Origin of the sequence: Geobacillus proteiniphilus, assembly GCF_001908025.1 — a bacterium.
In the GTDB taxonomy this organism is placed as follows: domain Bacteria; phylum Bacillota; class Bacilli; order Bacillales; family Anoxybacillaceae; genus Geobacillus; species Geobacillus proteiniphilus.
In genome coordinates, this window is record NZ_MQMG01000007.1 from 18,601 (window position 1) to 31,029 (window position 12,429).

Here is a 12,429-nt window from a genome sequence, read left to right on the forward strand (position 1 = left end):
CGTCACAAAGAGGCGTCATGCCCAACGCCGCACTTTGGCCAACAGCGGCGCGGACATTACCATATCGCATGCGGGACGGCGCGGTATACTTCTGACAACGTCGCCAGCGCTTCGTCCAAATCCGGCGTATGTTCGCCGTTGCGGCCGTTGCCATGTTTCATGCCAAACGGCATCGGCCAATCAAGCCCCACTTCGGCAAACGCCGGCGCCAGCGCGGCAATCGTGTTTTCCGTCAGCACCTTTTCCTCATCAATCAGCCCCCACCGCACCATTTCCGTTCCTTTCGCCCCGAGCGTCAATACGCCGGCAAAATCAGCGGCCACATCCTGAATGGCTTTGGTCATTCGCGTCCGCGCTTCCAAAGGGGCATTCGTCAGCTGGACAAACCACGTATGCCAATGAAGCAAATGGTAGTGCAGCTCCACTTGAATTTTCGCCGCCACTTCCGCGAGCGGGGCATAGCTGCTTTTGGTCAGCGACTCGAGACGGACGCGCTTCGCCTGCGTATAAAAATATTGGCGAACAACGGTAAACGCCCAGTCATAGCGAGGCTCACGCAAATAATGCCCCGGGCCGTTCGCCCGTTCGAGCAAAACCGCATTGCGCCGGGCCGAAGCCGGCCGGGCGTGCGCCAGTTCGTCGGCTGATCCACAGCCAAGGTCTTCAAGCAGCTGATAATACATGGTCGCATGCCCCATCGTATCTTGGCTGATGGAAGAAAAGGCAATGTCCTCCTCGATATGCGGCGCCAACCCAAGCCATTCCGAGCCGCGGTAGGCAAGCAAAAAATCATCATCCGCGAGCTGAAACAATAGCTCGACAAGCGCTTCTTGACCGTCTGGATGGAAGTGAATCGGTTTTTCGCTCATCGCCGAATCTCGCCTTTCCATGACAAAATTTCCTTCTCATCGAATGCTTCTTGCTCATATTTCCGCCACCGTTTTTTCAAGTCTCCATATCCTCGCGTCAACCGGTAATCTTTGTTATCAAGCCGCTTGAGCGCTGCTTTTTCCTCTTCACTCATCCGCCGAATATAGTCCCGCTTCACGACCCAAAGGTCAGCGACCGGCTCGCGGCGCATAAAGTTTTCCTGCGCCATCACGAGCGCGATCTCCTCATTGGGGGCAAGCAGACTGAATTGATGCTGCATCGGCGCATCCGGCGCTTTGCGGCTGAACACTTCAAACACTTGATAAAATCCTTGTTCTTTCTCCGCCATGGACATCCCCCTCTCATCCAGCCGTCCGTACGGCGCTGAGCGCCTCGCGCACCCACGCGTTCTGCTTATACGCCGTCCGCCGAAGCTCAAGCCGCTCTTGCGACTTCGGCCCGTTGTTGCGGATGATCTCTTTAAACCGCTCCCAATCCGGCTGCCGGTAAATCCATTGGCCCTTCTCTTTGTCAAAATGCATTGTCTCATCAGGAATCTTCAGTCCGAGCGCCCAAATGCGCGGCACATATTTCGTAAAGAAGTCTTGGCGCAGCTGTTCATTCGTTTTCGTGCGGATGCGGTATTTGATCGTGATGTCTTGCTTCGAAGTTCCCGTCGTGTCGGCCGTCGGCGGGCCGAAAAACATGAGCAACGCCTCCCACCAACGGTTGAGCGCCTCTTGCAGCATCTCTTTCTGCTCCTTCGTCCCTTCGGCGAGCGCCAAAATGATCGACTCGCCGTGCTGGGCGTGAAACACTTCCTCGGCGCAAATGCGCTTCAGCGCCCGTGCGTACGGTCCGTATGAGGCATCCAGCATGTTCGTCTGCGTCATAATCGCCGCTCCGTCGACGAGCCAGCCGATCAACCCGGCGTCCGCCCATGTCGGCGCTGGCATATGAAACACGTTATGAAACTTCAACCGTTCGTTCAATAAATCTTCGATAATATCTTCCCGCGTTTTGCCGAGCGGGGCCATCAAATCTTCCGCCACCCGAAGCAGCAGCTGGCCGTGCCCCATCTCATCTTGCACTTTCGCCATGATGCCAAGCTTCCGGCGCAGCGACGGCGCTTTCGGCACCCATTCTTTTTCCGGAAGCGCTCCCATAATTTCGCTCACCGCATGCATCGCAATGAGCTTGATAAGCGTCACCCGATACTCATCCGGCATCCAGTCATCGGCTTCGATCTTTTCCCCCGCCTCGATGCGCTGCATAAACCGTTCGTATTTCTCCTCATCTGACAGGCGGGTGAACGTCATCATAGCCGCCATCCCCCATCCACCTCTCATTTAAAATATACAACGTTTGTTTAACGTTATTATATTTTAATGTTATATATTTTGCAATCGTTTTTTTCTCTTTCTCTATCAGATGGATTGCGGTGCTTCAAGATGGCGGCGGTCAACGATGCGAACCGCTTTTCCTTCCGAGCGCGGGAGCGTTTTCGGCGAATGGAGACGGACGTCAATCGAAATGAGACAGTGCGTTTTCAACAATGACTGAATGCGCCGGACAAGGGCAGCGGCCTGCTCGCTTTGCAAATCTCCGCCGACCTCGCTGTAAAAACGATCGGTCACTTCCGCATGCAGCTCGAGCGCTTCCAAATGTCCGTGGCGGAGACGATGCAGCTGATAGTGCGGAGCCAGTTCCGAGACGCGAAGCAGATGGTGTTCAATTTCCGACGGGAACACATTGACGCCGCGGATGATGATCATATCATCAACCCGCCCCTTGACCCGCGACATACGCGCCGTCGTCCGCCCGCAAGCACACCGCTCTCTCGTCACGGAAGCGATATCGCCTGTCCGGTAGCGGATGACCGGGAACGCCTCTTTCGTCAAACTCGTAAAAACAAGCTCTCCTTCTTCCCCTTCCGCCACCGGCTCGAGCGTTTTCGGGTCGATCACTTCAACAAGGAAATGGTCCTCGGCGATATGGAGGCCGTTTTGCGCTTCATGGCACTCCATCGCCACCCCTGGGCCGATCACTTCACTCAGTCCGTAAATGTCACATGCCTTCATATCAAACGTCTCTTCAAGCGTGCGCCGCATTTCCTCGGACCACGGTTCCGCACCGAAGATGCCGTATTTCAGCGATGTTTGCCGCGGATCTTTGCCCAGCTCTTTCATCCGCTCAGCAATGTTCAATACATAGGACGGCGTGGCGCAAATGACGGTCGGCTGAAAATCTTCAATGATCATCACTTGCCGGTCGGTGTTGCCCCCAGATACCGGCACCGTCACCGCCCCAAGCCGCTCGCTGCCATAATGCAGCCCAAGGCCGCCGGTAAACAGCCCGTATCCATAGGCATTGTGAATCACATCCCCCGGTTTCCCACCAGCGATGACAATCGCTCGCGCCACAATATCGGCCCAATGGTCAATGTCCTGCTTTGTATAAGCGACCACCGTCGGTTTGCCGCTTGTGCCGCTTGATGCGTGCACACGGACGCATTGGGAAAGATCGACCGCGAGCAAACCAAACGGATAATGGTCCCGCAAATCCCGCTTTGTCGTAAACGGGAGTTTGCGCACATCCTCAAGCGTGCGAATATCCTCCGGCTTCACTCCCTTTTCATCAAACCGTTGCCGGTAAAACGGCACCCGCTCATACACACGCTCCGCCGTCGCCCGCAGCCGCTTGAGCTGGAGCGCCTCCAGTTCGCTGCGTGCGGCCGTCTCGATGTCATGCAAAATCATCGTTTCCGCCCCCTCTTTTAAAGCGCTTTCATAAAAATGGAAAATACAAAACTATATAACGTTATACAAACGTTATATAGTTTTATCATGATATCTAATTTTAAAATAGGCTAAATATTTGAAAATGTCAACGGATTTTCAGGCGGACAAAGCTGTAAAAAAAAGAGGCGATGGACGCCCCTTTCCAAAATAAATTAAAGAGGCGGAAAAACCGCCTCTTTTGATCCTGATCGTCTAGTGGCGTCCCTCGCACGCTTGGAAGGGGACAACGTTCTTACAGAAATCGGCTAAATCTTCATAATCCCCCCCGTGCTCGCCGATGTGACGTGTTTCGAGTAGCGGGCGAGATACCCGGTTTTCACTTTCGGTTCAAAGCCTTTCCAGTTCGCTTTCCGGCGTTCGAGCTCTTCATCGGACAGCTTGACGTTGATCGTCCGTTTCACCGTATCGATCTCGATGATATCGCCGTCTTGGATGAAAGCGATCGGTCCGCCTTCCGCCGCTTCCGGAGAAACGTGGCCGACGGACAAGCCGCGCGAGGCGCCGGAGAAGCGGCCGTCGGTGACAAGCGCTACCTTCGTACCGAGCCCCATGCCGACGATTTGCGACGTTGGCGCAAGCATTTCCGGCATCCCCGGGCCGCCTTTTGGTCCTTCGTAGCGGATGACGACGACATGTCCCGGCTTGATTTTGCCGCTGGCAATGCCTTCAAGCGCCTCTTCCTGCGAATCAAACACGATCGCCGGACCTTCATGGCGCGTGATGCCGCCTTGGACCGCGCCGGTTTTGATGACGGCGCCGTCCGGCGCTAAGTTGCCGAACAAAATGGCGAGCCCGCCCGTTTCCGAATACGGGTTGTCAATCGGGCGGATGACATCGTAGTTTTTCACTTCGCAGCCGGCGATGTTTTCACCGAGTGTTTTGCCGGTGACGGTCAGCGTATCTAAATGAAGCGTGCCTTCTTTTTTCGCCAGCTCGTTCAACACCGCCGAGACGCCGCCGGCTTCGTGCAAGTCTTCAATGTAATGCACATCCGACGCCGGCGCGAGTTTGGCCAAATGCGGCACGCGCGCGGCGATTTCGTTGATGCGCTCAAGCGAGTAGTCGATGCCGGCCTCGTTCGCGATCGCAAGCGTATGCAACACGGTATTCGTTGAGCCGCCGAGCGCCATATCGAGCGCGAACGCATTGTCGATCGCTTTTTCCGTTACGATGTCGCGCGGCTTAATGTCATGCTCGATCAAATACATGAGCTGCTTCGCCGATTGGCGGACAAGCTCTTTGCGCGCCGGGTCGACCGCCAAAATCGTGCCGTTGCCTGGCAAAGCGAGCCCGAGCGCTTCAGCGAGACAGTTCATGGAGTTTGCCGTAAACATGCCCGAACACGATCCGCACGTCGGACAGCCGTAGCGTTCGAGTTCTTCGAGCCCTTTCTCATCGAGCGTTCCACCTAAATACGCCCCGACCCCTTCAAACACGGACGAGAGCGAAATTTTCCGCCCGTCTTTCGTCACACCGGCTTTCATCGGCCCGCCGCTGACGAAAATCGTCGGGATGTTGAGCCGCATCGCCGCCATCATCATCCCCGGCGTAATTTTGTCGCAGTTCGGAATGCATACCATGCCGTCAAACCAGTGCGCAGAAATGACCGTTTCGATCGAATCAGCGATGATTTCCCGGCTCGGAAGCGAATAGCGCATCCCGATATGCCCCATGGCGATGCCGTCATCAACACCGATCGTGTTCATTTCAAACGGCACGCCGCCTGCCTCGCGAATCGCTTCTTTCACGATTCTCCCAAACTCTTGCAAGTGAACGTGCCCTGGAATAATGTCGATGTACGAGTTGACAACCGCGATGAACGGTTTGTCAAAATCCTCCTCTTTCACGCCGGCCGCCCTCAGCAAACTCCGGTGCGGAGCCCGGTCGAATCCTTTTTTGATCATGTCGCTGCGCCGCTTTTTCATGTCCTGGTCCCTCCATCGTGCAGATTGCTAGGTTGCTAGTATTGTACCACTTTTTCTAATAAAAAGACAATTATCTTTATTCTGAATGCGCTTTCATTATCTACTCCGCGAAAACGAGTCAGAAAAATCAGCCGGCCCTCTTGACAACCGGAGCATTTGGCGTCATAATTTCTTACAAACTATAAATCACAAGGCTATCCTTGACAATGAAACAACGATAACGGCACGGGACTAGTAAACCGAGGGAACGCGCCAGAGAGTGGAACCCACAGGCTGGAAGGTTCCTCGCGGGAAGCCGGTTGAACCTGCCCTAGACGGCCGCTTATGCAAACATAAGCCGCACGCCTGCGTTACAGGCTAGAGGAGGGCGCTTTGTGCGCCAAAAAAGGTGGTACCGCGGAACGCTTTTCCGTCCTTTTGCAAAAAAGGAGGAAAAGCGTTTTTTATTGGCCGGCCGCTTCGCAGGACGGCTAGGCGATCCAACTCATGCCATTCAACACGCAAAGGAGGGAGGAACGCGATGAAACGGCAGCGCGTGGTGGTCAAAATCGGCAGCAGCTCTCTCACCGATCCGAAAGGCGGCCTTTGCCATGACAAACTGTTCGATCACGTTGAGGCGATCGCTTATCTCAAACAGCTCGGCCATGACGTCATTCTCATCACGTCCGGCGCTGTCGCCGCTGGGTTCGGACCCTTAGGCTACCCAGCGCGCCCGACGACGATCGCCGGGAAACAGGCGGCCGCTGCCGTCGGGCAAAGCTTACTCATGCAGGCATACAGCTCGGCGTTCGCCCAATTCGGCTTTACGGCCGCTCAGCTGTTGTTGACGCGCAGCGACTTTTACAGCCGCGAGCGGTTCCGCAACTTGTTTGCCACGATCACCACACTGCTTGAGAACGGCGCCGTGCCGATCATTAATGAAAACGACTCCGTTTCCATCGAGGAATTGACATTTGGCGACAATGACATGCTTTCGGCGCTCGTGGCCGGCTTTTTGCACGCTGATGCGCTCATTTTGCTTACCGACATTAACGGGTTGTATGACGCCAATCCGAAAACGAATCCGCAGGCGAAAAAATACGCCTTTTTGCTGGAAATCACCGATGAGATGATCGAAGCCGCCGGCGGCATCGGTTCAGCCGTCGGCACCGGTGGGATGCGCTCGAAGCTTCTCGCGGCCCGAAAAGCACTCTCGTTTGGCGTCAGCGTGTTCATCGGCACAGGTAGCGGCAAAGAAAAACTGGCTGATATTTTAGCTGGAAAAGGAGACGGCACGTACATCGGCGCTCCGTTTCCGAAACAAATGCAAATGCGCAAACAATGGATTGCCTATCATGCTCCTGTCGCCGGCACGATCACGATCGACAGCGGGGCTGAGGAAGCGTTGCTTATGCGTGGGAAAAGTTTGCTCCCCGCCGGCGTAACGGCTGTTTCCGGCGATTTTCACGCCATGGATGTCGTTGATGTCGTCAATGAAAAAGGGATTACGATTGGCCGCGGCCAGGTGTATTATGCCGCCGCCGATTTAGAGAAAGTGAAAGGACTTCCGAGCGAAGAGGCCCGGCAATATTCCTACCTTCACCGCCCGGAAGTCATCCACCGCGACAATTGGGTCACGTTGCGAAAGGAGAGTGTATCGAAATGAGCGAACTGCTCGAAAAAGCCGAACGATTGAAAACCGCCTCACAAACGCTCGCCATGCTGTCAACGGAGGAAAAAAACGCGGCGTTGGAACAGATCGCCCAAACCCTTGACCGCGAACGCACCTTCATTTTGCAAGAAAACGAGAAAGATATGGTCCAAGGCCGCGAACAAGGGCTGTCGCCCGCGTTGCTCGACCGGCTCCAACTGACGAATGAACGTCTTGACCAAATCATCGGCGGCGTCCGCCAAGTCGCCTCGCTGCCTGACCCGGTCGGAGAAATCATCGAAGAGTGGACGCGGCCGAACGGGCTTCGCATCCAAACGGTGCGCGTGCCGCTTGGGGTCATTGGCATGGTGTACGAAGCGCGCCCGAACGTGACGGTTGATGCGGCGAGCCTTTGCTTGAAAACGGGCAACGCAGTTTTGCTTCGCGGCAGCACATCAGCGCTTCATTCGAACAAAGCGCTCGTTCGCGTCATGAAAGAGGCGCTCCGCACGACGGCCGTTCCGGAAACGGCGATTGAACTGCTCGAAGACACAAGCCGGGAAACGGCCCAGCGCATGTTTCGCCTGAACGAGTATTTGGACGTTCTCATCCCGCGTGGAGGAGCCGGGCTCATCCGCTCGGTCGTCGAAAACGCCACCGTGCCGGTGCTTGAAACCGGCGTCGGCAACTGTCATATTTTCATCGACGAATCAGCACAGCGGCAAATGGCGATCGATATCGTCCTCAACGCCAAACTGCAGCGCCCGTCGGTCTGCAATGCCGTCGAAACGGTGCTCATCCATGAGCGTTGGCCATATGCCGGCGACTTGCTTGAGACGCTTCACGCCCGCAGCGTCGAATTGCGCGGCGACCAACGTCTTGCCTCCGCCTATCCGTTTGTCAGCGAGGCAACAGAAGATGACTGGTATACGGAATATTTAGCGCCGATTTTAGCGGTCAAACTGGTCGCCGATGTCGACGAGGCGATTGGCCACATCCGCCGCTACGGGACGAAGCACTCGGAAGCGATCATCACGGAAAACGAGGCGAACGTCCGCCGCTTTTTCCAAGCGGTCGACGCGGCTGTCTTGTACCATAACGCCTCAACCCGCTTCACGGACGGCGAACAGTTCGGCTACGGGGCGGAAATCGGCATCAGCACACAAAAGCTGCACGCCCGCGGTCCGATGGGGCTTGTCGCCATCACGACGACAAAATCGCTCGTGTATGGGACGGGGCAAATTCGAGAATGAAACAATCGCGTTCAGCAAAGCGAGTAGCCTTTTTCAACACAAAAGCACGCAAGGAGAGACGAACGATGCCTTTTATGGATTTTCGCAGCGATACAGTGACCAAACCAACGCCCGAGATGCGCCAAGCGATGTTTGAGGCTGAAGTCGGCGATGACGTGTACGGCGAAGACCCGACCGTCAACCGGTTAGAAGCGTTGGCCGCCCGGTTGCTTGGCAAGAGGAAGACGCCTTATTTGTCACAAGCGGCACGCAAGGAAACCAAGTCGCCATTTTGACGCATTGCCGCCCGGGGGACGAGGTGATTGTAGAAGCTGAATCTCACATTTTCTTGTACGAAGCCGGCGCGGCATCCGCGTTGGCCGGCGTCTAAAAGAAGCCGAAATCTTGGCCAGCCCGTTTGATGACGGCGTCATCCGCTTTGTCACCCACCGGGAAATCACCGCCGATTCGGTGCAAACCGCCATCGAGCGGATTCGCCTGATGTTGTCCTAAAACACAAAACGATCCGGGCTCAAGCATGGCTCGGATCGTTTTCTTATCTTTCCCCTTCCATTTCCACAAACACCCAAAACCGGCTGCCGATAAAATTCACCGCCATACCGGCTATCGTTGCCGCACTTTTGGCCAGCCAGAGCGGCATGATCCGTTCGGCTGCAAGCAAAACGCCAAGCGACGCGCCAAGCGACAACCCGTTGACGGCAAGAAAACGCAAAAATTCCCCGATGTTCGCTTTTCGTTTCACTTGAAACGTCCATAGCCGATTCCAGATGTAGCTGTTCGCCATTCCAACACCGTATGAAACAACTTGGGCGGCCGCCGCCGGGACGCCCATCGCGGCAAGCAAGAAAAAGATAACAAAGTCAACCGCCGTATTGCTCACCCCGACGACGGCAAATCGCCATATCGTTTGTTTTTCTTTACGAAAGGTATGAAGGCTTTCGTTCATGTTTCGTCCTGACTCCCCACGTTTCATTGATGACATAGAGCGGACGCTCTTTCACCTCATGGTAAATGCAGCCAATGTATTCCCCGATGATTCCAAGCATCGTCATCATCACTCCGTTGCCAAGAAGCATCACCATAAAGAGCGACGCCCGTCCGGCAGCCGTCGAATGGGTGAACCATTTCAAGTGCAAAACAACCATCATACCGACGACGCTGGCCGCCGACAACAAAAATCCAAGCAAGCTCGCCAGTTTGAGCGGCTTATGCGAAAATGATGTAATGCCATCGAGCGAAAACCGAATCATTTTTTTGAGCGAGTATTTCGTCTTGCCGGCGAAACGCGGCTCCCGCTCGTATTCGACCGCCGTCTGCCGGAAGCCGACCCAGCTCACAAGACCCCGGACAAAACGGCTTCGCTCCCTCATATAGCGTAACTGATCGCACACCTTCCGGTCAATGAGGCGGAAATCGCCCGTATCGACCGGGATGTCGATTTCGGTCGCCGCCCGCAGCAAGCGGTAAAACACATACGCCATCCATTTTTTGAACGCGGTCTCCCCTTTCCGTTTCACTCTTCGGGCATAGACGACATCATCCCCTTCTTTCCAACGCGCGATCATGTCCAAAATCAACTCCGGCGGATCCTGCAAGTCAGCGTCAATCACGATGACCGCTTGGCCGGAGGCATAGTCCATCCCGGCGGTGATGGCGATTTGATGGCCAAAATTGCGGGAAATATCGGCGGCAGCGACTCTTTGTATTGCCAAGCGATCCATATTTCAAACGCATAGGTGGCAAGGAGAGCGGCAGGAAACAGCCATGACGTTCGACGTTCATGGGTTCCGAACGATGCCAACATCTTTCCCCCAGCCCCAACCAACACCGCAATAGCCGGGGCGAGCATGCTCACCGCTTGACCACGGCGCCTCATTGGCCGTGCCGCTGTTTACCGGCGGCCGCTCCCTTTGGTTGAAACCTGCCGCCATCTTGCCCCTCCCGGTCCAGCTTCTCCCGTCAGCCGCTCAACGCCTGCAGCCAAAGCGCCACCGGCGGCTTGTCGACTGTAATAAATCCGGCTGGATCTAACGCGGCAAAGAAAAACGCCTTCCAACTCGCCGCCATGCTTTTCGCCGCCGCTGTATAATACACATTAGAACCGCTGTTTCCAATTTGATAGAGATGCAAAAAAGCCGACCATGCCAAGATGGCGGTAAGCCATCCATCCCACGCATTCCTTTGTTTCTTCAATGGCTTCCTCTCCTTCCACTTCACCTTCTGAATCATCACCATACATCCATTTGGTGAAAGTTGAATGAAAAAGCATCACCCGTTTGACTAAATTTTTCTGTTCCACCCAGTTAGGCATGTGCTATGATGAGAACAAAAGGAGGTGAATCACGTGGAAGAAGAAACAATCGTGAAGCAGATTTTAAAAGCGCTCGATCTGCATTTCGACCATATCCGCTGGCAAATGCAACAAATGGAAGAGCGGCTGTCTACAAAAATACAAGAGACGGAAGACCGCTTGCGCGCAGAAATGCAAGACATGGAGACTCGTTTGCGCGCCGAAATGAAGGAAACGGAAGAGCGGTTGCGCGAAGAGATTCAACAATCAGAGAAGCGGCTTCGTCAAGAGATGTATTGGCCTCGAAGAACGGTCGGACAAGCAGTTTGAACGCATGGAAACGAAAATCGGCTATTTGCGCCTCGAATGGTCAGAAACGCAAGAAACGGTGGACTTCCTCGCCCGCAAAACGCTCCAGCATGAACAAAAACTCCGCATTTGGGCTGATAAAAACTAAATTCCCAACAAAACGAATCGGCCGTCGAGCAATCAAGACTGCGACGGCCGATTTTCTTTTTGCACTATTCACCACAAAGAATATGAGAATCCATCTGCCCCCGTCCCCTGCACTTCCCGCCTGTTCCAGCCCGTTACGGCTGAACGATGTTCGCGCGCGAAAACGCCTCTTTCATCGCCTCATAAGACGATTTCAGCCGCTCATGATAGCGCGGCGTCTCCCACGCCGGCCACGTGTACTGGTAAAACCGCCCTGATGGCAGCGCATGTTCCTGTTCATCGCTGGAAACGCAAACGAATCCGCTCCGTCCGTGATGTATAAACCGAGGCGAATGCCCGAGACGATCCGCCGACTCTTCAAGCCGTCTTTCGACCAGATGTCGCCCATCACCTCGCGCCGGCTCGGGTCCGTGACATTGAGGAGCGCCCACGGCAGGCGGATTTCATACCCGTTCCCGCTGCGGCTCACGCTGATATCGGCAAGTGAATCATACACCGCATCAGCCGGGTTGGCCGTGCCAAACCGCAATACTCCGGTTTCATACGAATCAAAGGGCACCGCCTTGCCGCGAGTCTCTTCCAATTTTTTATTTAATGTCAGACGAATCGGGTGGTAGACGCCGTTATCTTTCCGGTTGGCGTACGGCGTAGCCGGCATCATCTGGAGCTGATGGCCATAATGATAATAAAACGTGTCATAGTAGCTGTCGATCAACAACCGTGCGCTTTCTTTCCCGCGAATCACCAAAGCGAAATCGACTCCCGCCGTGCGCACGCCGGGAAGCTCCGGAAGGCGCGACTGCCCTTGGTTCGGGATCGTATCAAACGCGATGTACGTCGTTGTTTGATCCTTGATATGCCCGCTGTCTAGGCGCACATATAAGCAACCCTCATCACTTGTGACATAACGCCCCCCCCCGTCCGTCCATACGGGGTTGATCCCGTTGAACGTCCAATCATCTTTGCGTCCATCAACCTTGATGATCGCAGCTGCGCCTGGTCCCGGATCAAAACGAAGCAAACCAGCTTCAGCCACCAAAGCTAATACGGTGCGGAAGGCACAGCTACGGCCAACACCATATACACATAAAGCCAACTAAACGCTTGCTTTTCCATCTCCCACTCTCCCTCGCATCCGATATCTTCCTTATAACAAACGGAAATATTGTCCGGCAAGAACAGGCAAGGGCATCTGTCAAATTTT

Annotated in this window: 13 protein-coding genes and 2 pseudogenes; 5 read left to right on the plus strand and 10 right to left on the minus strand. The window is 54.9% G+C overall.

Annotated features, from left to right (window positions below):
• Positions 1–56: 56 nt before the first annotated feature.
• The 5 genes from paaC to ilvD all read right to left on the minus strand — a co-directional run bounded on the left by paaC (position 57) and on the right by ilvD (position 5,596).
• Positions 57–890 (minus strand): 1,2-phenylacetyl-CoA epoxidase subunit PaaC, encoded by an 834-nt coding sequence (gene paaC / locus BRO54_RS03970; protein WP_074043194.1) that lies wholly within the window; start codon positions 888–890, stop codon positions 57–59.
• Positions 866–1,219: a 1,2-phenylacetyl-CoA epoxidase subunit PaaB gene (paaB, locus tag BRO54_RS03975; RefSeq protein WP_074043195.1), complete on the minus strand. Its 354-nt coding sequence runs from the start codon at positions 1,217–1,219 to the stop codon at positions 866–868. The genes paaC and paaB overlap by 25 nt, the downstream gene beginning before the upstream one ends.
• 13 nt (positions 1,220–1,232) lie before the next feature.
• A complete protein-coding gene (gene paaA / locus BRO54_RS03980) occupies positions 1,233–2,201 on the minus strand; it encodes a 1,2-phenylacetyl-CoA epoxidase subunit PaaA (RefSeq protein WP_011231530.1) in 969 nt (322 codons plus the stop codon).
• Positions 2,202–2,297: 96 nt separating this feature from the next.
• Positions 2,298–3,629, minus strand: coding sequence for a phenylacetate--CoA ligase PaaK (gene paaK, locus BRO54_RS03985; RefSeq protein WP_074043196.1), 1,332 nt, complete (start codon positions 3,627–3,629; stop codon positions 2,298–2,300).
• Between the two features lie 287 nt (positions 3,630–3,916).
• Positions 3,917–5,596, minus strand: a complete 1,680-nt coding sequence (gene ilvD, locus BRO54_RS03990; RefSeq protein ID WP_013145048.1) for a dihydroxy-acid dehydratase — start codon at positions 5,594–5,596, stop codon at positions 3,917–3,919.
• Positions 5,597–6,116: 520 nt separating this feature from the next.
• Between ilvD and proB the strand changes: the two genes are divergently transcribed.
• The 3 genes and pseudogenes from proB to BRO54_RS04005 all read left to right on the plus strand — a co-directional run.
• Positions 6,117–7,241, plus strand: coding sequence for a glutamate 5-kinase (gene proB / locus BRO54_RS03995; RefSeq protein ID WP_074043197.1), 1,125 nt, complete (start codon positions 6,117–6,119; stop codon positions 7,239–7,241).
• A complete protein-coding gene (locus BRO54_RS04000; protein ID WP_074043198.1) occupies positions 7,238–8,479 on the plus strand; it encodes a glutamate-5-semialdehyde dehydrogenase in 1,242 nt (413 codons plus the stop codon). The genes proB and BRO54_RS04000 overlap by 4 nt, the downstream gene beginning before the upstream one ends.
• Positions 8,480–8,544: 65 nt before the next feature.
• Positions 8,545–8,846: pseudogene (locus tag BRO54_RS04005) on the plus strand (threonine aldolase family protein); the annotation flags it as partial.
• A 168-nt stretch (positions 8,847–9,014) separates the two neighbouring features.
• Here BRO54_RS04005 and BRO54_RS04010 read toward each other — a convergent pair.
• The 4 genes and pseudogenes from BRO54_RS04010 to BRO54_RS04025 all read right to left on the minus strand — a co-directional run.
• Positions 9,015–9,425, minus strand: coding sequence for a GtrA family protein (locus BRO54_RS04010; protein ID WP_074043199.1), 411 nt, complete (start codon positions 9,423–9,425; stop codon positions 9,015–9,017).
• Positions 9,397–10,200 carry a glycosyltransferase gene (locus tag BRO54_RS04015; protein WP_074043200.1) on the minus strand — a complete coding sequence of 268 codons (804 nt, stop codon included), beginning with the start codon at positions 10,198–10,200 and terminating at the stop codon, positions 9,397–9,399. Before BRO54_RS04015 ends, BRO54_RS04010 begins: the two co-directional genes overlap by 29 nt.
• A gap of 57 nt (positions 10,201–10,257) precedes the next feature.
• Positions 10,258–10,410, minus strand: coding sequence for a hypothetical protein (locus tag BRO54_RS19780; RefSeq protein ID WP_161496641.1), 153 nt, complete (start codon positions 10,408–10,410; stop codon positions 10,258–10,260).
• A 34-nt stretch (positions 10,411–10,444) separates the two neighbouring features.
• Positions 10,445–10,708 (minus strand): annotated as a pseudogene (locus BRO54_RS04025) (hypothetical protein); the annotation flags it as partial.
• Positions 10,709–10,823: 115 nt separating this feature from the next.
• On the opposite strand from BRO54_RS04025, the gene BRO54_RS04030 reads away from it, so the two are divergent.
• Both BRO54_RS04030 and BRO54_RS20775 read left to right on the plus strand, forming a co-directional pair.
• Positions 10,824–11,099: a hypothetical protein gene (locus BRO54_RS04030; RefSeq protein ID WP_239691197.1), complete on the plus strand. Its 276-nt coding sequence runs from the start codon at positions 10,824–10,826 to the stop codon at positions 11,097–11,099.
• Positions 11,100–11,103: 4 nt separating this feature from the next.
• Complete coding sequence (locus BRO54_RS20775) at positions 11,104–11,226, plus strand: hypothetical protein (RefSeq protein ID WP_275651039.1); 123 nt, start codon at positions 11,104–11,106, stop codon at positions 11,224–11,226.
• Between the two features lie 192 nt (positions 11,227–11,418).
• Here BRO54_RS20775 and BRO54_RS04035 read toward each other — a convergent pair whose 3' ends face one another.
• Complete coding sequence (locus tag BRO54_RS04035) at positions 11,419–12,102, minus strand: hypothetical protein (protein ID WP_239691198.1); 684 nt, start codon at positions 12,100–12,102, stop codon at positions 11,419–11,421.
• Between the last annotated feature and the right edge of the window lie 327 nt (positions 12,103–12,429).